This is a genomic window from Novosphingobium sp. BAM6 (genome assembly GCF_057784955.1).
In genome coordinates, this window is the sequence record NZ_JBYNTR010000001.1 from 1251784 (window position 1) to 1271352 (window position 19569).

Sequence of the window (19569 nt, forward strand, 5' to 3'; positions counted from 1 at the left end):
TCGATCAGGCCTCGACCAGACCCCGGATCGCGCTTTCGAACAGCGCCCGGCCATCGGTGCCACCATGCGTGGTCTCGATAGCGCGCTCGGGATGCGGCATCATGCCCAGCACGTTCCCCGCCTCGTTGAGCACACCGGCAATGCCGCGCGCCGAACCGTTGACCTGCTCGGCATAGCGGAAAGCCACGCGGCCCTCACCTTCGAGGCGGTCCAGCGTCTCGGCATCGGCGTGGTAGTTGCCATCGTGGTGGGCGACGGGGATCGAGATTTCCTGACCCTGTGCATAACCGGCGGTGAACAGCGACTGGTTGTTCTCAACCGTCAGCTTCACGTCGCGGCACACGAAGCGGATCACCGAGTTGCGCAGCAGCGCGCCCGGCAGCAGACCGCTTTCAGTCAGCACCTGGAAGCCGTTGCACACGCCGAGCACCGGCACGCCGCGGTTTGCAGCCGCGATCACGGCCTGCATCACCGGCGAGCGCGACGCGATCGCCCCGCAGCGCAGGTAATCGCCATAGGAGAACCCGCCCGGCAGACCGATGAAGTCCAGACCTTCGGGAAGCTCCGCATCGCCGTGCCACACGCGGTGCGGCGCGGTGCCGGAGACCTTCTCCAGCGCCGTCGCCATGTCGCGGTCGCAGTTGGAGCCGGGAAAGGTGATGACGGCGGAGGTGAAGCTCATGCGGCGACCTTCTCGATGCGATAGTTCTCGATCACCATGTTGGCGAGCAACTTGCGGCACATGTCGTCGAGCGCCTCGTCGGTGACTGTCTCGGCAACGTCCAGCTCGAACAGGCGCCCGGCGCGCACGTCGTTGACGCCCGCAAAGCCCAGACCTTCGAGCGAGTGGTGGATCGCACGACCCTGCGGATCGAGAACGCCTGGCTTGAGGCTGACGTGGACGCGGACTTTCATCGCAGGGCCTTTCGCATGATGACAGGCAGATTCGTTGCGTGCGCCTATGACCCTTCGAGCGTCTCGGCGCAAGGTTCAAGGCCGCGTTCCCTTACCCCTGCTGCTATCCTTCCACACTCAGGACTTGCCCCTAGCTTCGGATACTGCCGCCAGCGCCACCGAATTCGCGGCGCGAGGCGCCGGCCATACCGGAGTTCCGATTAAATTGCGGCAATCGACGATTGACGCGGCCGGCTCCTCGAAGCAGCCTCCCCCTTCTGTCATGCCGGGGGGCGGCATCGGGAATACTTCGGGGAGCAATTATCAGTGACACAAATGACGCTTGAACAAGGCGTTGCCTCGCTCCAGCGACGATCGCGCGTCGCATCCGCCGCTATTGTCGTTTATATCGCGCTCTGCGCTATGATGATGCTTCTGGCGCTGGGGCTTATCAACGGAGCGGTAAACTTCGATCGCCCTGAGAACCTGAACGCGGCTAGCGCCATCGGCAGTATGGTCGCAGTAGCCTACATCGCTGTATTTTTCATTTCGGTCATCGTGGTGAGCATGTGGATCTACCGCGCCCATGCCAATCTGTTCGCAGCCGGCATCGAGGGTCTCGAATACAGCCCCGGCTGGTCGGTGGGCTGGTTTTTCGTGCCTGTCGCCAATCTGTTCAAGCCGCTCCAAGCCATGCGAGAGCTCTGGACCATCAGCCACAATACCGGCGACAACTTCAACAGCGAGACGCCGCCGGAACTCATTCCATGGTGGGGCGGCTATCTGATCGGCGGATTGCTGAAGAACATGAGCACACGACTTGGTGAGCTCGGGACCGGCGGATACGTGCTCGATCTTGTTGGCAGCATCGTTCTTATCGTTTCGGCCTGGTGCCTTTTGCGCATCATCAGGGCCGTTACGTCGGCGCAAGCGAACATCCTGACTGCAACGGAAGTCTTCGCCTGACCGCGAAAGCTCAATCGTCCACCACTTTCAGCAGCTTGCGCTCCAGCGGGCTAAGGATGTTGGCGAGTTCGTGGCCACGCTTGAGGATCTGCCCCGCCTCGCCGAACAGCGTCCACATGCCCTGCTTGCCGCGCAGTGCCGGACGCTTTTCCACGCGGGCCTGCGGACGCTCGGCGGCGCGGCGAAAGGCCGAGAAGTGGGCGGCTTCCTTGTCGAAATCCATCGCATAGTCGCGCCACAGACCGGCGGCGACCATGCGACCATAGAGATCGAGAATGCGCTGGAGTTCCATGCGATCGAAACCGATCTGCAAGGGCATGCGCGGCGGAAAGGGAACGACGCTGGCGCTGGGTCCTGTGGGGCCGGAAACCATCGACCTCAGGCGTTCTTGTGGACGAGCTGTTCCACCGGCACAGCCTCGGCCTGCTCAAGGGCACGCTCGCTGACAAGCGCCTCGACCTGACGGCGCAGCGCCTCGACCTGCTCTTCCAGCTCGTCGACCCGCTGGTTGGGGGCAGGCTCGCAAGGTTCCTTGCAAGGCGTACCATAGGGCATGAATTCGCGCGCATACGTCTCTGCGGCGACGAGCGTGGAGCGCGCCTTGACGCCGATCATCGTCGCGCCTTCGGGCACGTTCTCGGTCACGACGGCGCTGGCGCCGATGCGCGCACGGCGGCCAATGGTGACAGGGCCGATGATCTGCGCGCCCGAACCCACGATCACGTTGTCCTCCAGCGTCGGGTGGCGCTTGCCGCCCTTGCCATTGGTAGGGTTCGAGCCACCCAGCGTCACGCACTGGTAGATCGTCACGTTGTCGCCGATGAGCGCCGTCTCGCCGATTACGGTAAAACCATGGTCGATGAAGAAGTTACGCCCAATCGTGGCGCCGGGATGGATGTCGATCGCGGTCATGAAGCGCGAGAAGTGATTCACCGCGCGGGCGGCGAAGAACAGGTCTGCCAGAAACAGGCGATGCGCGATCTTGTGGAAGAACAGTGCCCACACGCCCGGATAGAGCAGCACTTCCCAACGCGAACGCGGCGCGGGATCGCGCGCGACAACGGAGTCGAGATAGCGGGTCAGATTACCGAACATGGCGCAAGACTCCCATCAAACCATCATTTTGGCAAGTCCGGGCCGCAATGACCCGTCTGACCATACGACCCTCATGCCGCCCGATCACCCCTGCCCCCGCACTTCGGCCAGCGCATCGCGCAGGATCGATTGTGTGGGCGGCTGCTTGCGCTCCAGACTGAGCCGGTCGATCACCTCGACCAGTTGCCTGGCGCCCAGATGGCTACGCTCGGCCCGTCCTGCAAGATAGGCGGTAGAGGCATGATCGAGCGCGAGACCGCGCGCTTCAGCGTGAACTTCGATCAGATCGGCCAGCATCTCGTCGTCGGGCGCGCCGATCTGGAGTTGCAACGCCGCGCCAAGGCGCGAGCGCAGGTCCGGCAGCTTGACGTTCCAGTGCCCCTCGCCAGCACCGTAAGGCTCGGCCGAAACGATCAGCAGCGGGCGCCCGCTCTCCTGCGCGCGGTTCCAGGCGTGGAACACCGCGTCTTCGGGGACATCGGGCGCATCATCGATGGCATCGCCCTGCCCGCTCTCGACGAACCAGCGCGCCAGCAGCGACTTGCCCGAGGCGGCCGGGCCGCTGAGCATCGCCGTACGGAACGGCCAGTGCTCAGCCCGCATCATCGAATCGACCGCCTCGATATTGGCGGCGCCCACGACGATGCGCGTCGGCTGGTCGGCCCCGGTAGGCAGCGGAAGGGGTATCTGTCGCATGACTGAGGAGGAAACGCCGGAGGTAGCCTTGCGGTGCCCTAGCGCGAGATGCGCAGGATACCGCCGCTCCCGGCGACCTTCCAGCCCCGCGTGCGAAGACCGGCGGCCAGGCGCTCTTCGCCGCCCTCCGCCGTCACGCGCATCACCGAAGTGCCGCCCATGGCAAGGCTGCTCATCGTGGCCGACTGCACGCCCTGAACACCGCGAACGGCGGACAGCGCAGCGTCGACCGCACCCGCGTCCGGCGACGGGAACTGGACAGAGACAGTCGCGGTCGGCACGGGAATCGTCACTTCGGGCGTGATGACCGGAGGTGCCGAGGGCGTGATCGCAATCGGCGGTGCGGCCATATCGCCACCCACCGCCGCGCTGCCGCCCGGCATCAGTTTGGTCTTGAGTTCAGCAAACGCCTTGTCGAGCGCCAGCGTGCTGCTCATCAGCGTGGGATCGGGGCGAAGACGCCCGTCGATCAGCGCCTGCCGGTAGATACCGTCGATGCGCGAGACGGCCTGCGCCAACATTGCGGGCAGTGCGTCATCGTCCGGCGCGGTCATCTCGAAGCTGCCAAGACTGGTATCGTCCGGGCCGAAGCGCGCCGTGAACGTGCCGTGGACCGGACCGCCCGGCCATTCGCGCGTCAGGTGCGCGACCGGGATCACCACATCGGCGGCGGAAAACTGATCGAGCACGGTGCGCCACCACAGACGGCTGCGCCGCCCGGACTGTCCTGCCGTCAGGATCAGCGATTCGCCACCCGAGCCGACCGGGCGGACATAGTCCACCGGGCTCTGCGAGGTCTGGAACTCAGCCCAGGCACGCTGCCATACGCCGCGCACCTCGAAGACCTGCCGCACGCCGCCCGAATCGAGCACCGGCAGCACCAGCATCGGCGCCGAGCGCGAGACCGGCCCGCTGGAGCCGACGAACTGACCCGCCTTGGCCTTGTCGAAGATCACGCCCAGCGTCGCGATATAACGATGCGGGCCGACCTGCTCCTGCTGGATGACGACCGAGGAGACCATGGCATCGATCGATTCGACCGGCATCGCCGGGCCGCCAATCTGCTTCCAGGCGAGCTGTTCAGCCTGTTTCCATCCGGCCTGACGCGCGTCTTCGCCGGTCTTGCCGGTGACGTCGACCTTGATGTTATTGACCTGAATGTCTTCGGAATTGGCCAGCGGCGCGATGCCGCGATCGCCCTCGATCTGCGCAAGGAGCTGCGAGCCCCCCACGACACCCAGCGCCAATACGCCCGCACCGCCCAGCGCCAGCGCGACTCCGCGTCCGCTGCCGAAGCGCTTGCGGGAAGCGCCCGCTCCGTTGCGGCCAAGCCGCCGGAATGTCCTGTAAAAGGTGTCTGCCATGTGCAATCCGGCTGGCCTTGTGGCCGATGCCCGGAGAATTTCCAAGCCGGAATTGTCCACGCTATCCACACCCCGGCACTTCGGCGCAAGGCAGCCCTTTTCCTCCGACCGGTCCAATATTGCCCCACAAGCCTCATTTATCCGGTTCGTCTTGATCCGCGCCCCAATGCAGCTTATGCGCGCGCCATGTCAGACGAAGCCCCCGCAAAGAGCTATTCCTACGAGCAGGCCGGCGTGTCGATCGCTGCCGGCAACGCGCTGGTCAAGGCCATCGGTCCGCTCGCCAAGTCCACTGCGCGCCCCGGCGCCGATGCCGAACTCGGCGGTTTCGGAGGCTTCTTCGATCCCCGCGCGGCCGGTTACAAGGACCCCCTGCTGGTTGCCGCGAACGACGGCGTGGGCACCAAGGTCAAGCTCGCGATCGACTTCGACCGCCACGATCACATCGGCATCGACCTTGTCGCCATGTGCGTGAACGACCTCATCGTGCAGGGCGCAGAGCCGCTGTTCTTCCTCGACTATTTCGCCACCGGCAAGCTGGAGAACGGCGTCGCCACGCGCGTCGTCGCAGGGATTGCCGAGGGCTGCAAGATTTCCGGCTGCGCCCTGATCGGCGGCGAAACCGCCGAGATGCCCGGCATGTATGCCGCTGGCGACTATGACCTTGCCGGCTTCTGCGTCGGCGCGGTCGAGCGCGGCGAGCAGCTGACCGGTGACAAGGTGGCAGCAGGCGACGTGCTGCTGGGCCTCGCCTCCTCGGGCGTGCACTCGAACGGTTATTCGCTGGTGCGTCGCCTCGCCGAAGACAAGGGCTGGAAGCTCGACCGTCCGGCGCTGTTCGATCAGGACGTGCTGCTGATCGACGCACTGATCGCGCCGACGCGCATCTATGTGAAGAGCCTGCTCCCGCTGGTCCGCTCGGGCCGCATCCACGCCCTCGCCCACATCACCGGCGGCGGCCTGCTGGAGAACATCCCCCGCGTCCTGCCCGAGGGCCTGCGCGCGCATGTCGATGTCGACAGCTGGGAGCAGCCGCGCCTGATGGCGTTCCTGCAGGCTCAGGGCAACATCGAACCGGCAGAGATGGCCCGCACGTTCAACTGCGGCATCGGCATGGTGCTGGCCGTTTCGGCCAACGAAGTGGCTGGCGTTACCGAAGCGCTCGAAGCGGCAGGCGAGACCGTCCACCGCATCGGCGAGATCCGCGAAGGCCAGCGCGGCTGCACGGTAACGGGCAGCGCGGAAGTCTGGAGTGCCCGCGCCGCCTGGGAAGCCGGGCACGACGCGTAAGGCCTTACGGCTTCTTTCCGAGCCCGAAATTCAGCGGCGCCGGACCTCGATCACGATCAGGGTCCGGCGCCGTTTTGCATGGGAAACGCGATGAGCTTGCGCGAGCAACTCAGTCCGGCGACGAGGAAGCGAGGCCTTCAGCCTCGCTCTCGCGCGAATGGCGCCGGGGGATGCCTTCGATATCCTCGCCCAGCGTGTCGCGCAGATAGAACTCGCGCACAGCCACGAAGGCGACGATCAGCAGCGCCCCGGCGAAGAACACCCCGTAAGGCCCGAAGACCAGGCCAACGCCCAGAATCGTGAACAGCGTCAGCGCAGGCGGGATCGAGACAACCTGCCGATTGACCACCGGCGTCAGCGCCCATCCCTCGATCACCCGTACCGCCAGATAGGCGACCAGGGTGCGCCACAGCACGTCGCCGCCCGCCGCGGCGGCAAGACCGATCGCGGGCAGCATGGCGATGGCCGGGCCGACATAGGGCACGAACTCGCTGAGTCCTCCGAGCAGGCCGAGCGAGGCCCACGATTCGAGCCCTGCGAACCACAGCGAGCCGCCGATCACCACTGCCATGAACGTCATCGAGATCAGCTTGGCCTTGAGCCAGAGGCGCAGCGCGCCCGCGATCTGATCGAGCGCGCGCTCCATGGTCTCACGCGCAGGTTTGGGCGTCATCACCACGATACCGCGCCGGTACGGGCCGGGATTGCCCGCAATGAACAGCGCGCCGACGATCACGATCACGAAATTGAGCATGACCTCGCCCGCGCCGGTCACAAGATCACTCAGGCGCGTGGCGATCGTGCTGCCGCCGGTTGCCACCCGGAAGGCCTGCACCACCGCAGCACCCACGGGGCTCTCGGACAAGCCATCCTCGATCTTGGCGATGGTACCCGGCAAGTTGCCGAGCATTCCCGCCAACTCGCTGCCGAACTGCACGGTCAGCAAATAACCAATAGCGCCGAACAGCGCGAGGACCATCAGCGTGCCGAACCCCAGCGCGAGCGGCCAGTTCTTCAGGCCCAGCCGTTGCAGCAGCCGCGCAGCGCTGCGAAACATGACAGCGCCCAGCACCGATCCGAACGCCAGCAGCAGCAGATTACCCGCCCGCCACAACAGCGCCAGCGCGAGAACGACGAGCACCAGCCAGCCGAGCCTTCGCAGGAACGGCAGGTCTTCCTCGCGCGGGGCAAACGGGGCACGCATCAGCAATGCGTCTCCAAAGCGGTCAACCGTGCGGCAGGAGTTGCCCGACACGGTGGGAACGCATAGGGAGCCCGGATTGCGGAAGCGCGTTTTGCGCGGCTGGATCGGAGGAAACGCATCGCCATGGCAAACGTACGGGTAACGGTGCTGTTCCGTGTCTGCAATCCGATAAGCTGCGGCAAGACACACTGCGAGGTCCGCGCATGAGCCGCTCGAAAGTCGCCGTGCTGATTTCGGGCAGCGGCACCAACATGGCCGCCCTGCTCTATGCCAGCCGCGCAGAAGATTGCCCTTACGAGATCGTGCTGGTCGCTAGCAACAAAGCAGACGCCGGAGGCCTCGCGCTGGCAGCGGCAGAGGGCGTGGCAACCGTCGCGCTCAGCCACAAGGGCATGACCCGCGCCGATCATGACATGGCGATGGACGCCGCAATCCGCAAAAGCGGCGCGCAGTGGGTGGCGCTGGCAGGCTACATGCGCATCCTGACGCCCGAATTCGTGGCCGGGTGGGAGGGCCGCATGGTCAATATCCACCCCTCACTGCTGCCCAAGTATACCGGCCTGCACACCCACGAGCGCGCCATCGAGGCTGGTGACAGCCACGGCGGCGTCACCGTCCACCTCGTCACGGCAGAACTCGACGATGGCCCGATGCTGGGCCAGACCCCGGTCGCGATCCTGCCCGGAGACACGCCGGACAGCCTCGCGGGCCGCGTGCTGATCGCCGAGCACCAGCTCTATTCGCGCTGCCTTGCCCACCTCGTCACGCGCGAGAGCAGCGCGGAATGGCTGCTGGAGCGGGTGCGCGATCTTGCCATGGCCATGCCCGAGGCGGAGGAAACGGTCAGCCACGGCATGGCCTGCTTCGGCATCGTCAAAGGCAAGAAGTTCGCCTGGTTCAGCGCCGATCACCATGGAGACGGGCGCAAGGCTCTGCTCGTCAAGATCGACGGCGTGGACGAGCAGGCCATGCTGATCGAGCAGGACGAGGCGCGCTATTTCCGCCCCGCCTATTTCGGCGACGGCTGGATCGGCATTTGCCTCGATCTGGGCGATACCGACTGGGACGACATCGCCGCGCGCATCGCCCGGTCATGGCGCTCGGTGGCGCCGAAGAAGCTCACTGTCCTCCTCGACGCCGCCGACGCCTTCTGAAACTTCGCCCCTGCCTTACTCGACCAGCGTGAGCCCGCCATCCACGGTCAGCGTCTGGCCGGTAATGAAAGTGCAGCGCATCAGGAACAGGTAGGCCTCGGCGATTTCCGGAACCTGCGCCACGCGGCCCAGCGGAATACGTGAGGCGAAGCTGGCGCGGATATCCTCGACCTGCGCAGGCTCCATCGCGCGCCACAGCGGCGTGGGCGTCCAGGTCGGCGCGACGGCATTGGCGCGGATGTTCCGCCCCGCCAGCTCCACGCCAAGTCCTCGCACCAGCGCGGCGATACCGATATTGCCGAGATAGGCCCCTGAGGCATTGTCAGGCCGCCCACCCGAGCCGCCGGTGAAGGTCATGCTGCCGCCGTCGTTGATGTGCGACGCGGCGGCACGGGCGATTGTCATCGCCGCGAACACCTTGCCTTCGACAGTTTCGCGGATGTCCTTCACCTCTGCGGTCAGGAAACCACCACCCATCGCTCCGCCCACGGTCGAGACAAGATGGTCGACCGGGCCATGCCGTACAAGGAACGCCTCCAGCGCCGCGCTGTCGGTGGCATCGAGCGCCGCGCCCTCAGCGCCGACACCCTCGGCCCGGAAGCGTTGCAACACCTCGCCGACTTTCGCCTCGTCCCGCCCGACCAGCAGCAGCCTTGCGCCTTCGCCCGCTGCCTGATGCGCCACTTCAAGGCCGAAACCCGAAGTGCCGCCGATAACCAGGACGCTCTTGTTTTTCAGCACGCCGCTCATGCCGTTGCTCCCGCGAACGCAGCGAGCACGGCTTGCGCCATCGCCTCGTCTTCCTCTCCGGTGGCACCGCTGACACCGATGGCGCCCAGCACCTCACCGTCGATCGCAACCGGAACGCCGCCTGCCAAGGGCACGGCACCGGGGACCGAGAGCATCGAGGCCTTGCCCGCATCGATCATGCCCTCGAACAGATGGAGCGGCTTGCGAAACAGCGCCGAAGTCCGCGCCTTGCCGATGGCGACCTCGATCGCGACCGGAACCGCACCGTCCATGCGGCGAAACGCCAGCAGTTGCCCGGCGATATCAGCCACCGCAATGCAGATCCGGTGGCCGCGTGCAGAGGCCTCCACGATCGCGAGATCGGCCAGCCGGTCGGCAGCGGCCAGCGTCAGCGTGTCGAGTGTGGTGCGATAGCTCATCGCGCGACACCTCGCGCGGCGAGCGATGGGGAAACGAAGATCATCGGCAGAGCATCCTTGCAGCAGCTTCCATCGGGCGAGAGCCCTTGCCGACGAATTTAAATACCAATTGGTATCTGTCCAGCACGTAAAAGTGCAACCGCCCCCGCGTTCCGGACAAGCATCCCCCAGACGGACCGCGCAGTACCAAAAAAGGCCGCCCCTTGCGGGACGGCCTTTCGTGTTTTCCAACCGGAAAGGTCAGGCTGGAGCAGTCGCATTTTCCGAGCCATCAGGTGATTCCACCTGATTAGAAAATGCTCTGAAATCAGCCGACGATCTCTTCCGGCTTGAAGAAGTAGGCGATCTCGATCGCGGCATTCTCTTCCGAGTCCGAACCGTGGACCGAATTGGCTTCGATCGACTCGGCGAGTTCCTTGCGGATGGTGCCGGCATCGGCGTTCTCGGGGTTGGTGGCGCCCATGATGTCGCGGTTGCGCTTCACGGCGTCTTCGCCTTCGAGAACCTGCACGACGACCGGGCCCGAGATCATGAACGAGACCAGGTCACCGAAGAAGGGACGCTCGGCGTGAACGGCGTAGAAGCCCTCGGCCTGTTCCTTGGTCATCTGGATGCGCTTCGAGGCGACGACGCGCAGGCCGGCTTCCTCAAGCATCTTAGTGACCGCGCCGGTCAGGTTGCGGCGGGTGGCGTCGGGCTTGATGATCGAAAAGGTGCGGGTCAGCGCCATGGGAAGTGTCCTTGGTGATAAGGAGGAAAGTTGCGCGCGCCCCTAGCCGGGAATTGCCAAGGCGGCAAGCACGCGCTGATCGGGAGTGGGGATTGTGGACGAGAGGCGGTGGTGGTCGGTAAAACCAACCGGCGCCGCGGACGTCAACGATGGGGGTTTTGCGGAAAGGCCCCTTCCGCAAGTAGAGACGGGCAACCCAGACATTTGGCTGACGCAAGGGAATGCGATAAGCCAAACAAATGACTTTAACGCAGCGAACATTTATCAACGAAAAAACGTGGCCAATCTACGTATCAGTTGAGCCTTGGCCTTATTGTTTTGAGCTTTTACCGGACGATCGATTAACGCTGACGTGGAATGGTCCGGACACTGGCGATGCTGCCGAAATTGAATGGATTAGCGACAAAGAGATTATCGTATGGCCGGAAGGCGATATTGATGGCATCGAATATCTAATCAACGATGAACCTGCAAAGGATCGCAGTTGGGACTTCAAATTCCCTATTATTGAGCCACGAACAAGAACAGGGCTGTGGTCAGCTATCAAGCGTATATTTCACCGGCCCAAATGACTGACTTGGGCGATTTGCGGAAAGTCCGCTTCCAACGCAAATTCCCTGCGGCTTCCTTTTCCCAGCCCCCTCCCCTCAGGCCGCCTTGACCCAGCGGCCGTTTTCCTGCCGCCAGAAGTTGTGCTCCACGCCTTCGCGGCTGCGCATCGCCACCCACATCTCTCGGGCGTGCTGGAGGGTGTCGGCATCGAAGAAGAAGAACACCCGTTCGAACGGGGTATCGCTCTCGCGCCACCGGCCGTCGGCGAGCGCGAGGCAGGTGGCGCCGTTGGCAGGCGCGCTGGCGGGATCGAGGCGCTCCGAGATCAGCACCGGTTGCCGCTGGGCATGGGGCTCGCTGTCGCGCCCGTGGGGCACGAAGCTGTCGGGGCGGGCGGACCACAGCGCGCGGTCGATCCGCTCGCGCAAGTCCTCGCTCTCGGCAACGACAAGCAGGCGCGCGCCAGATTCGAGCACCTTGGGGGCAATCTGCGCCAGCGCGATCTCGGCCGGATCCTGGCTCAGTTGGTAGAAGTCGACGCGCATATGTCAGTCGTATCCTGAAGGATGAGGCCGGAGCGAGCGCAAACCCGCCCCGGCACATCATCCCCGTAAGGCTCAGCCTTCCAGCGTATCGCGGACCAGACGGTCGAGCAGGCGCACGCCGAAGCCCGAAGCGCCCTTGTCCCACGTCGCGCCCGGCTTGTCGGTCCACACCGTGCCCGCGATGTCGAGGTGCGCCCAGGGGGTGCCGTTCTCGATGAAGCGCTGAAGGAACTGCGCGGCGGTGATCGATCCGCCCCAGCGCGGGCCGACGTTCTTGATGTCGGCGATCGGGCTGTCGATCATCTTGTCGTAGGCCGGACCCATCGGCATGCGCCACAGGCGGTCGCCCGAGGCATTGCCTGCTGCGGTCAGATCGGCGGCCAGCGTATCGTCATTGGTGAACAGCCCTGCGTATTCGTGCGCGAGGCTGAGGATAATCGCGCCGGTCAGCGTGGCAAGGTCGATGATGCGGGCGGGCTTGTACTCGCGCTGGACCCAGGTGAGCGCGTCGCAGAGCACCAGCCGACCCTCGGCGTCGGTGTTGATGACCTCGATGGTCTGGCCCGACATCGAGGTAACGACGTCACCCGGACGCTGGGCATTGCCGTCGGGCATGTTCTCAACAAGGCCGCACACGCCCACGACGTTCGCCTTGGCGCCGCGCTTGGCGAGCGCGAGCATGGTGCCTGCAACAGCACCTGCGCCGCCCATGTCCCACTTCATGTCTTCCATGCCGGCTGCGGGCTTGATCGAGATACCCCCGGTGTCGAAGCACACGCCCTTGCCGACGAAGGCGACCGGGGCCTGTCCTTCAGCACCGCCGTTCCATTCCATCACCAGAAGCTGCGCGGGCTTCACCGAACCCTGCGCAACGCCAAGGAGCGCACCCATGCCGAGCGCGGTCATCTCTTCGACGCCCAGCACGCGAATCTTCAGGCCGGTGTCGGCCATGCGCGCCTGACAGCGGGCGACGAAGCTTTCGGGATAGATGATGTTGGCAGGCTCGGTCACGAGTTCGCGGGTGAAGGCCACGCCCTCGGCCAGCGCCGCTTCGACCGACCACAGCGCCTCGGTGCCTTCGGGCGCGCCGATCACTTCGATGGTAGTGAGGCTGGGACGCGCATCTTCGGGCAGCTTGGTACGATAGACATCATGGCGCCACGAACGCAGCGAGGCCGCAAGCACCGCGCGCGAGGCTTCCTCAGCCGTCAGACCGGCATCGGTGAAATCGAGCGCGAGCGAAGTCTCGCCCGAAACGAGATAGCGCGCGACCACAGCAGCAGCGCCCTTTTCGGCGGCTTCGGCGCGGTCTGCGGCATCGGCAGCACCAAGGCCCGCCAGCGCCACGCGCACAACCTTGCCCTCACGCTCGGCGAAGCCTTCGAAGACCTGCCCCGCCTTGCCCGCGAAGCGCGAACGGCGTGCGCCTTCGGCCAGCACCGGCTCGATGGCGGCAGGCAGTGCATCCTGATTCACGAGGCTGACGAGAAGACCGGCCGAAGGCGTGGCGGCATCGAGGAACTGGATATGCATGAAGACTCCTGAAAATCGCGAGCGGCACCGGCGAACACGCATCGTTGTGCGCTTCACCGCAACTGCGGATTGCAGTTAGGCACGTGCGGTGCGATAGGCAACCCATGCTCCCTGCCGTGCCGACACCACGCCAAGCCCTTATCCTTCGTTCCGGGCTCCGTTCGCGATACTCCCTTTCGGGTAAACGCTCGCTTGTGCTGCGTCCGCTTTCTGTGGGCGCTCTGGTCGTAGGACTCACCGCAGGCTTCGGCTCGACCGCCGCCTTCGCGCAGGATCTCATGCGCCCGGTGGAAAGCGGACCGATCCCTGGCCAGCCGCCTGCGCCGCCGGCATCCACCGATCCCAATGCGATTCCCGTCGCGTTCGAGGCGGACAACGTCCAGTACGACAAAAACGGCGATACGGTCACCGCCACCGGCAATGTCGTGCTCCGCCGTCAGGAACAGTCCGTCCGTGCCGACAAGGTGACGTGGAACCGCACCAACGGCAAGATTTTCGCCACCGGCAATGTCCGCATGGTCGATGAGAACGGCAACCAAGTCTACACCGACAGCGCCGAATTGACCGACGAATTCAAGACCGGCGCGATGCAGAACCTGCTTCTCGCGCTGCGCGAAGGCGGCCGCCTTGCGGCTAACTCCGGCCAGCGTAACGCCAATGGCGATGTCACGCTGAACCGCGCGGCCTATACTGGCTGCGATGTGATCGGCCCCAACGGCTGCCCGCGTCAGCCAACGTGGAAGATTCTCGCCGACAAGGTAACGTACAGCGAGACGATGCAGCGCGTCAGCTTCCACCACGCGCGGCTCGAACTGTTCAACGCCGTGCAGATCCCGTTGTTCGGCGTGACGGTCAGCACAGACGGCGGATCCGTCTCGGGCTTCCTGATGCCCAACGTGGGATCGAGCGCATCGAACGGGCTTGCCGTCAGCAGCACCTATTACTGGAAGATCGCGCCCGACAAGGATCTCACCGCTACCGGCACCCTGTTCACCAACAGTGCGCCGATGGGCGAACTGGAATACCGCCAACTTACCAGCAAGGGCGCGTTCCAGATCACCGGCTACCTGACGTCGAGCAAGCGCACCTCGATCGACGACATCACCACGCCCGACAGCGAGAACGCGCTGCGTGGCTACATTTTCGCAAACGGCAAGTTCCAGCTCGATCCGAACTGGAGCGTCACGTTCTCGCTGCGCCGGGCGACCGACCGCACGTTCCTGCGCCGCTACAACATCAGCGACGACGATCGCCTGCGCTCGATGGTGAATGTCGAGCGGATCGATCAGGACAGCTACCTGTCGATCGGCGCCTACGCCACGCAGACGATGATCGCCGACACTGCGCAAGGGCAGATTCCGGTCGCCCTGCCGGTCATCGATTACCGCCATCGCTTCAACGATCCGCTGCTGGGCGGCGTGTTCGAGACCGAACTCAACACGCTCGGCATCCAGCGCAGTCAAGGGCAGGACACCCAGCGCGCCTTCGCCAAGGCGCAATGGTCGCTGCGAAAACTGACGCCGTGGGGGCAGGAAGTGGTCTTCACCGGCCTCGTGCGCGGCGACGTCTATCACTCCAGCGATAACGATCTCAACGATACCGCACTCTACGCCGGTTCGCCTGGCTGGCAGGGCCGTGTCGTGGCAACCGCAGCGGTCGACGTGAAATGGCCGCTGGTCGGTGCGGTCTGGGGCGGCACGCAGGTCTTCACACCGCGCATCCAGCTGGTGGCGACACCCAAGACCAAGAACCTCTCGATCCCCGACGAGGATTCGCGTTCGATCGAGCTGGAAGACGACAACCTGTTCTCGCTCAACCGCTATCCGGGCGAAGACCGGGTCGAGGACGGCGTGCGGCTGACCTACGGGTTCGACTGGCAGTTCGAGAGACCGCGCTGGAAAATCAAGACCAATATCGGCCAGTCGGTGCGGCTGACCCGCGACACCAGCGGCATGCCGCAGGGAACCGGCTTCAGCGGCACGCTTTCCGATATCGTGGGCCGCACCGAAATCCGCTATCGCGACTTCGTCAGCCTCATTCACCGTTTCCGTCTCGACAAGGACACGATGGCGGTGCGCCGCAACGAGATCGACGCCTCGGTCGGCTCGACGAAGACTTATCTCGAAGTCGGCTACACCAAGCTCGATCGCAATATCAACGAAACGATCGAGGATCTGCAGGACCGCGAGGAAGTTCGCGTAGCCGCGCGCGCGGCTTTCCACCGCTACTGGTCGATGTTCGGCTCGACGGTCATCAACCTGACCAACAGCGCGGACGATCCGACATATGGCTCGAACGGCTTCCAGCCACTGCGCACGCGCATGGGCGTCGCCTACGAGGATGACTGCATGCAGATCGCCCTTACCTGGCGACGCAACTACATCACCAACGGCGACGCCAAGCGCGGCGACTCTTTCATGGTCAGCTTCGCGCTGAAGAATTTGGGGAATCGCTGATCGGACCGCGAACCATGCACCGCAGGTCGGCGCACCATTGGCAGCCTTGCGCAAAGGCGCTATCCGCTATGCTCATTTTGCGTTAAGCCGCCGCGCGGCACGATTTTCACACGCCATGTCCGGCTGCGGGGCGCGGGTTTCCCAAGCGGTCGAAGCGGCAGGATTAACGGATTTCAGGCCCCGGCAACCTTCATGTCAGGTTCGGGGCGGGTCGAAGACGGGATTGATTAAACGGTGCAAGCATTCACTCGCAGCAGGTTCCTGAAGCACGCGCTCGCCTATGCCGCTCTCGGCAGCACGGTCGCCGGTCCGCTCCTGGCGCCTGTCGCCGCCGTCGCCCAGGCCCAGGCCCAGCAGGACGACGATCAGGACATGCAGCCCGCCGCTTCCGCGCAGGGCGAGATCGTCATTCCCAGTGACGTGAAGATCTTCGGCAACGACAACCCCAACGTGCGCCGCGCAACTGCCGTGGTGAACGGCGATGTCATCACCGGCACCGATGTGGACCAGCGCCTCGCGCTGATCGTGGCGGCCAACCAGGGCAAGATCCAGCCCGAGGAAATGAACCGCCTGCGCATGCAGATCCTGCGCAACCTGATCGACGAAACGCTCGAGATTCAGGAAGCCAAGGCCAACGACGTCACCGTCGACAAGGCCGACATCGACCAGACCTACAACCGCGTCGCCACCCAGAACTTCGGGCAGGATAGCGATGCGATGGATGCGTACCTCAAGCGCATCGGCTCTGCTCCCTCCTCGCTCAAGCGCCAGATCGAGGGCGAAATGGCTTGGCAGCGCCTGCTCCAGCAGAAGGTCGCGCCATTCGTGAACGTCTCGGAAGACGAGGTGAACGAAGTTATCGCGCGCCTGAAGGCTTCGAAGGGCACTGACGAATACCGCATCGGCGAAATCTACCTTTCGGCAAACCCGGATAACGCCGAGCAGGTCCACCAGAACGCCACGCAGATCATGGACCAGCTCAAGAAGGGCGGCAGCTTCGTCGCTTATGCGCGCCAGTACTCGCAGGCCTCGACCGCAGCAGTCGGCGGCGATCTGGGCTGGATCCACCTTGCCCAGTTGCCGCAAGTGCTGGCCGATACCGCCAAGACCATGCAGCCCGGCCAGATGGTCGGCCCGGTCGAAGTGCCCGGCGGCTTCGACATCCTCTATCTGATCGACAAGCGGCAGGTGCTCACTGCCGACCCGCGCGATGCCGTGCTGGCGCTCAAGCAGATCTCGATCACCTTCCCCAAGGGCACGACCGAGCAGCAGGCCTCGGACAAGGCGAAGACCTTCTCGGACGCCATTCACACGGCCAAGGGCTGCGGCGCGGTCGACAAGGTGGCCACTTCGATCGGCGCAACGGTCGTCGCCAACGATCAGGTCAAGGCACGCGATCTGCCTGCCTCGCTGCAGGATACCGTACTCAAGATGCAGGTCGGCGAAGTCTCGCCCCCGTTCGGCTCGCTGCAGGACGGCGTGCGCATGCTGATGCTCTGCGGTCGCGACGATCCGCAGCAGGCAGACGATGAAGGCCCGAACTTCGAGCAGTTGCAGTCGCAGATGGAAGACGACCGCATCGGCAAGCGCGCGCAGCTGTACCTGCGCGACCTCCGCCGCGACGCGGTGATCGAGTACAACTGAGCCGACGAAAGGCGCTGACGCCATGGCAGGAGTACCCTCGCCCGAGCAGCCCGTCGCGGTCTCGCTCGGCGATCCGGCCGGCGTCGGCCCGGAACTGATCGCCGCTGCCTGGACCGCGCGCAAAGAGCAAGGCCTTGCGCCGTTCTTCACGGTGGGCGGCGCAGAAGTCTTGCGCACCGCCGCAGTCTCTCGCGGGATCGATTTACCCGTCGCCATTATCGACAGCCCGGCGCAGGCTTCCTCCGTGTTCGGCACGGCGCTGCCCGTGTTCGGGAGTCTCGACGGGGCGTATCGCCCCGGCACGCCCGACGAGGACGGGGCTCGCCTCGCCCTCGCCTCGCTCAGTGAAGCGGCACGGCTGACCGTTACCGGAGAGGCTGGCGCGATCGTCACCGGTCCGATCGCCAAGTCACATCTTGCCAAAGTCGGCTTCACCCAGCCGGGCCAGACCGAATTCGTCGCCGATGCCAGCGGCGTTGCGCACAGCGACGCGGTGATGATGCTGGCCGGGCCGAACCTGCGCACCGTGCCGCTGACCGTCCACTGCGCGCTGAGCGAAGTCTTCGCCCGCATCACCCATGACCTGATCGTGCGCCGCACCCGCGTCGTCGCCAGCGCCCTTGCCCGCGACTTCGGCCTTGAACGCCCGCGCATCGCCATCACCGGCCTCAACCCGCACGCGGGCGAGGACGGTCGCATGGGTCGCGAGGAGATCGAGGTCATCAGCCCCGCCATCGCCGCCCTGCGCGCCGAGGGACTCGACGTCAGCGGCCCGCGACCTGCCGACGCCCTGTTCGCCGCGCACGAGCGCGAGGGCTACGACGTAGCGCTGTGCATGTACCATGATCAGGCGCTGATCCCGATCAAGACGCTGGACTTCGACGCGGGCGTCAACGTCACGCTCGGCCTGCCGATCGTGCGGACCTCGCCCGATCACGGCACGGCGTTCGGGATTGCCGGACAGAACATCGCCAGCCCCGGCGCCATGATCGCGGCGCTGCGGATGGCGGGCGAATGCGCCGCCCGTCGCACCGGAGCGCTCGTCTCGTGACCACACCGAAGCTCCCCCCCTTACGCGAAGTCATTGCCAGGCATGGTCTTTCGGCCAGCAAGGCGCTCGGCCAGAACTTCCTGTTCGACGAGCAACTGCTTGATCGCATCGCCGCTATTCCCGGCAGCCTGAACGGGGCGAACGTCCTTGAGGTCGGTCCCGGCCCCGGTGGCCTGACCCGCGCACTGCTGCGCGCAGGCGCCAACGTCACTGCGATCGAGATGGATCGCCGCTGCCTGCCCGCGTTGGCGGAACTGGAAGAGGCCTTCCCCGGTCAACTGAAAGTGATTGAGGGCGATGCGATGAAGATCGCACCCGAAACGCTGTTCAAGGGGCCGTGGCACGTCGTCGCCAACCTGCCCTATAACGTCGGCACCGCGCTGTTCATCGGCTGGCTCGGCGGCGAGGCATGGCCCCCGCAGTGGCAATCGCTGACGTTGATGTTCCAGGAGGAAGTCGCCCGGCGCATCGTCGCCGAGCCTGACACCTCTGCCTATGGCCGCCTCGCCGTGCTGGCGCAGTGGCGATCGCATGCGCGTTTGGCGATGAAGGTCCACCGCAGCGCCTTCACGCCGCCGCCCAAGGTGATGTCGGCCATCGTCCATGTCGTGCCCGGCGACGCGCCCGAAGGCGTTTCGATGCGGGTGCTGGCGCGCGTGACCGAAGCCGCCTTCGGCCAGCGCCGCAAGATGCTGCGCCAAAGCCTGAAAGGTGTGCCCGGCGCGCTGGAGGCGCTGGAGATGCTCGGCATCGACCCGCAGCGCCGCGCCGAGACGCTCTCGGTCGCCGAATTCGTCAGCATCGCCCGCGTCCTGACGCGCTGATCCCGAACGGTTTTACGCAAGACTGGCTTCGCCGGTCACATCGGCTGCCGCAGATGGCCGCCTCGGGGTAGATACCGCACCGTACACGCCGAAAGCCGGAGCACTGACGCTCAAGGCAGTAGACATGCGCGTGGGGCAGTGCCGGGTGATGATGATTGCTCCCGGCCAGTATCTTGCCGAACCGACGCCGAACAACGGCAGCGCCCGGTTGTTCCTCGATCGCTGAGCCCGGCCGCCGCGCGGGAACTTCGCCGCCGCTCAAACGCTGTTTCTCCCGGGAAGCGACGCCTTCCGGGAGATAACGCCACATGACCGGAAACGCTTGCGAGAACCTGTCCCGAAATCCGACACCCTGTGTCGACCCGGTTTACACCCTCCTCCCTTCACGCCATCTCTTCTTGC

The 19569-nt window shown here is 65.1% G+C and carries 20 protein-coding genes; 8 read left to right on the plus strand and 12 right to left on the minus strand.

Features of this window, described 5'->3' with window-relative positions; all coding sequences use genetic code 11:
• Window positions 1–4: 4 nt before the first annotated feature.
• A complete protein-coding gene (gene purQ, locus AC3EC3_RS05710) occupies window positions 5–682 on the minus strand; it encodes a phosphoribosylformylglycinamidine synthase subunit PurQ (protein ID WP_488488656.1) in 678 nt (225 codons plus the stop codon).
• Entirely contained in the window at window positions 679–915 is a 237-nt protein-coding gene (gene purS, locus AC3EC3_RS05715; protein ID WP_488488657.1) for a phosphoribosylformylglycinamidine synthase subunit PurS, read from the minus strand. The genes purQ and purS overlap by 4 nt, the downstream gene beginning before the upstream one ends.
• A 315-nt stretch (window positions 916–1230) precedes the next feature.
• Between purS and AC3EC3_RS05720 the strand changes: the two genes are divergently transcribed.
• The gene (locus AC3EC3_RS05720) at window positions 1231–1860 is read left to right on the plus strand and encodes a DUF4328 domain-containing protein (protein ID WP_488489212.1); all 630 of its coding nucleotides are present in this window, start codon (window positions 1231–1233) and stop codon (window positions 1858–1860) included.
• Between the two features lie 10 nt (window positions 1861–1870).
• Here the strand turns inward: AC3EC3_RS05720 and AC3EC3_RS05725 are convergent, their stop codons facing one another.
• The 4 genes from AC3EC3_RS05725 to AC3EC3_RS05740 all read right to left on the minus strand — a co-directional run bounded on the left by AC3EC3_RS05725 (window position 1871) and on the right by AC3EC3_RS05740 (window position 5015).
• Window positions 1871–2179, minus strand: a complete 309-nt coding sequence (locus tag AC3EC3_RS05725; RefSeq protein ID WP_488488658.1) for a DUF2794 domain-containing protein — start codon at window positions 2177–2179, stop codon at window positions 1871–1873.
• A gap of 59 nt (window positions 2180–2238) precedes the next feature.
• Window positions 2239–2955, minus strand: a complete 717-nt coding sequence (gene epsC, locus AC3EC3_RS05730) for a serine O-acetyltransferase EpsC (protein ID WP_488488659.1) — start codon at window positions 2953–2955, stop codon at window positions 2239–2241.
• 84 nt (window positions 2956–3039) lie between these two features.
• Window positions 3040–3651 (minus strand): P-loop NTPase family protein, encoded by a 612-nt coding sequence (locus tag AC3EC3_RS05735; protein WP_488488660.1) that lies wholly within the window; start codon window positions 3649–3651, stop codon window positions 3040–3042.
• Window positions 3652–3689: 38 nt separating this feature from the next.
• Window positions 3690–5015: a heavy-metal-associated domain-containing protein gene (locus AC3EC3_RS05740; RefSeq protein ID WP_488488661.1), complete on the minus strand. Its 1326-nt coding sequence runs from the start codon at window positions 5013–5015 to the stop codon at window positions 3690–3692.
• A 186-nt stretch (window positions 5016–5201) separates the two neighbouring features.
• Here AC3EC3_RS05740 and purM point away from each other — a divergent pair, with 186 nt between their 5' ends.
• On the plus strand, window positions 5202–6305 hold the full coding sequence (purM, locus tag AC3EC3_RS05745; RefSeq protein WP_488488662.1) for a phosphoribosylformylglycinamidine cyclo-ligase: 1104 nt from the start codon (window positions 5202–5204) through the stop codon (window positions 6303–6305).
• A gap of 109 nt (window positions 6306–6414) precedes the next feature.
• On the opposite strand, the gene AC3EC3_RS05750 is transcribed toward purM, so the two are convergent.
• Complete coding sequence (locus tag AC3EC3_RS05750) at window positions 6415–7509, minus strand: AI-2E family transporter (protein ID WP_488488663.1); 1095 nt, start codon at window positions 7507–7509, stop codon at window positions 6415–6417.
• Window positions 7510–7712: 203 nt separating this feature from the next.
• Here AC3EC3_RS05750 and purN point away from each other — a divergent pair, with 203 nt between their 5' ends.
• Window positions 7713–8663: a phosphoribosylglycinamide formyltransferase gene (purN, locus tag AC3EC3_RS05755; protein WP_488488664.1), complete on the plus strand. Its 951-nt coding sequence runs from the start codon at window positions 7713–7715 to the stop codon at window positions 8661–8663.
• A 15-nt stretch (window positions 8664–8678) separates the two neighbouring features.
• Here the strand turns inward: purN and AC3EC3_RS05760 are convergent, their stop codons facing one another.
• The 3 genes from AC3EC3_RS05760 to ndk form a co-directional block, all read right to left on the minus strand.
• Window positions 8679–9413: an SDR family NAD(P)-dependent oxidoreductase gene (locus AC3EC3_RS05760; protein ID WP_488488665.1), complete on the minus strand. Its 735-nt coding sequence runs from the start codon at window positions 9411–9413 to the stop codon at window positions 8679–8681.
• The gene (locus AC3EC3_RS05765; RefSeq protein WP_488488666.1) at window positions 9410–9832 is read right to left on the minus strand and encodes a GlcG/HbpS family heme-binding protein; all 423 of its coding nucleotides are present in this window, start codon (window positions 9830–9832) and stop codon (window positions 9410–9412) included. Before AC3EC3_RS05765 ends, AC3EC3_RS05760 begins: the two co-directional genes overlap by 4 nt.
• Before the next feature lie 307 nt (window positions 9833–10139).
• A complete protein-coding gene (gene ndk, locus AC3EC3_RS05770; protein ID WP_260923326.1) occupies window positions 10140–10562 on the minus strand; it encodes a nucleoside-diphosphate kinase in 423 nt (140 codons plus the stop codon).
• A gap of 239 nt (window positions 10563–10801) precedes the next feature.
• On the opposite strand from ndk, the gene AC3EC3_RS05775 reads away from it, so the two are divergent.
• On the plus strand, window positions 10802–11134 hold the full coding sequence (locus AC3EC3_RS05775; protein WP_488488667.1) for a hypothetical protein: 333 nt from the start codon (window positions 10802–10804) through the stop codon (window positions 11132–11134).
• Between the two features lie 75 nt (window positions 11135–11209).
• Here AC3EC3_RS05775 and AC3EC3_RS05780 read toward each other — a convergent pair whose 3' ends face one another.
• Both AC3EC3_RS05780 and AC3EC3_RS05785 read right to left on the minus strand, forming a co-directional pair.
• Entirely contained in the window at window positions 11210–11659 is a 450-nt protein-coding gene (locus tag AC3EC3_RS05780; protein WP_488488668.1) for a DNA polymerase III subunit chi, read from the minus strand.
• 72 nt (window positions 11660–11731) lie between these two features.
• Window positions 11732–13192, minus strand: coding sequence for a leucyl aminopeptidase (locus AC3EC3_RS05785; protein WP_488488669.1), 1461 nt, complete (start codon window positions 13190–13192; stop codon window positions 11732–11734).
• A 104-nt stretch (window positions 13193–13296) separates the two neighbouring features.
• On the opposite strand from AC3EC3_RS05785, the gene AC3EC3_RS05790 reads away from it, so the two are divergent.
• The 4 genes from AC3EC3_RS05790 (at window position 13297) to rsmA (ending at window position 19167) form a co-directional block, all read left to right on the plus strand.
• On the plus strand, window positions 13297–15648 hold the full coding sequence (locus AC3EC3_RS05790; protein ID WP_488488670.1) for an LPS-assembly protein LptD: 2352 nt from the start codon (window positions 13297–13299) through the stop codon (window positions 15646–15648).
• A gap of 372 nt (window positions 15649–16020) precedes the next feature.
• A complete protein-coding gene (locus AC3EC3_RS05795) occupies window positions 16021–17292 on the plus strand; it encodes a peptidylprolyl isomerase (protein ID WP_488489213.1) in 1272 nt (423 codons plus the stop codon).
• A gap of 22 nt (window positions 17293–17314) precedes the next feature.
• Complete coding sequence (gene pdxA, locus AC3EC3_RS05800; protein WP_488488671.1) at window positions 17315–18343, plus strand: 4-hydroxythreonine-4-phosphate dehydrogenase PdxA; 1029 nt, start codon at window positions 17315–17317, stop codon at window positions 18341–18343.
• Window positions 18307–19167 carry a 16S rRNA (adenine(1518)-N(6)/adenine(1519)-N(6))-dimethyltransferase RsmA gene (gene rsmA / locus AC3EC3_RS05805; RefSeq protein WP_488488672.1) on the plus strand — a complete coding sequence of 287 codons (861 nt, stop codon included), beginning with the start codon at window positions 18307–18309 and terminating at the stop codon, window positions 19165–19167. Before pdxA ends, rsmA begins: the two co-directional genes overlap by 37 nt.
• Window positions 19168–19569: the final 402 nt, after the last annotated feature.

Bases quoted from the DNA above. Each gene is read 5' to 3' on its own strand.
- purQ (WP_488488656.1), bottom strand. From the start codon at position 682: ATGAGCTTCACCTCCGCCGTCATCACCTTTCCCGGCTCCAACTGCGAC.
- purS (WP_488488657.1), bottom strand. From the start codon at position 915: ATGAAAGTCCGCGTCCACGTCAGCCTCAAGCCAGGCGTTCTCGATCCG.
- AC3EC3_RS05720 (WP_488489212.1), top strand. From the start codon at position 1,231: ATGACGCTTGAACAAGGCGTTGCCTCGCTCCAGCGACGATCGCGCGTC.
- AC3EC3_RS05725 (WP_488488658.1), bottom strand. From the start codon at position 2,179: ATGCCCTTGCAGATCGGTTTCGATCGCATGGAACTCCAGCGCATTCTC.
- epsC (WP_488488659.1), bottom strand. From the start codon at position 2,955: ATGTTCGGTAATCTGACCCGCTATCTCGACTCCGTTGTCGCGCGCGAT.
- AC3EC3_RS05735 (WP_488488660.1), bottom strand. From the start codon at position 3,651: ATGCGACAGATACCCCTTCCGCTGCCTACCGGGGCCGACCAGCCGACG.
- AC3EC3_RS05740 (WP_488488661.1), bottom strand. From the start codon at position 5,015: ATGGCAGACACCTTTTACAGGACATTCCGGCGGCTTGGCCGCAACGGA.
- purM (WP_488488662.1), top strand. From the start codon at position 5,202: ATGTCAGACGAAGCCCCCGCAAAGAGCTATTCCTACGAGCAGGCCGGC.
- AC3EC3_RS05750 (WP_488488663.1), bottom strand. From the start codon at position 7,509: ATGCGTGCCCCGTTTGCCCCGCGCGAGGAAGACCTGCCGTTCCTGCGA.
- purN (WP_488488664.1), top strand. From the start codon at position 7,713: ATGAGCCGCTCGAAAGTCGCCGTGCTGATTTCGGGCAGCGGCACCAAC.
- AC3EC3_RS05760 (WP_488488665.1), bottom strand. From the start codon at position 9,413: ATGAGCGGCGTGCTGAAAAACAAGAGCGTCCTGGTTATCGGCGGCACT.
- AC3EC3_RS05765 (WP_488488666.1), bottom strand. From the start codon at position 9,832: ATGAGCTATCGCACCACACTCGACACGCTGACGCTGGCCGCTGCCGAC.
- ndk (WP_260923326.1), bottom strand. From the start codon at position 10,562: ATGGCGCTGACCCGCACCTTTTCGATCATCAAGCCCGACGCCACCCGC.
- AC3EC3_RS05775 (WP_488488667.1), top strand. From the start codon at position 10,802: ATGACTTTAACGCAGCGAACATTTATCAACGAAAAAACGTGGCCAATC.
- AC3EC3_RS05780 (WP_488488668.1), bottom strand. From the start codon at position 11,659: ATGCGCGTCGACTTCTACCAACTGAGCCAGGATCCGGCCGAGATCGCG.
- AC3EC3_RS05785 (WP_488488669.1), bottom strand. From the start codon at position 13,192: ATGCATATCCAGTTCCTCGATGCCGCCACGCCTTCGGCCGGTCTTCTC.
- AC3EC3_RS05790 (WP_488488670.1), top strand. From the start codon at position 13,297: ATGCTCCCTGCCGTGCCGACACCACGCCAAGCCCTTATCCTTCGTTCC.
- AC3EC3_RS05795 (WP_488489213.1), top strand. From the start codon at position 16,021: ATGCAGCCCGCCGCTTCCGCGCAGGGCGAGATCGTCATTCCCAGTGAC.
- pdxA (WP_488488671.1), top strand. From the start codon at position 17,315: ATGGCAGGAGTACCCTCGCCCGAGCAGCCCGTCGCGGTCTCGCTCGGC.
- rsmA (WP_488488672.1), top strand. From the start codon at position 18,307: ATGCGCCGCCCGTCGCACCGGAGCGCTCGTCTCGTGACCACACCGAAG.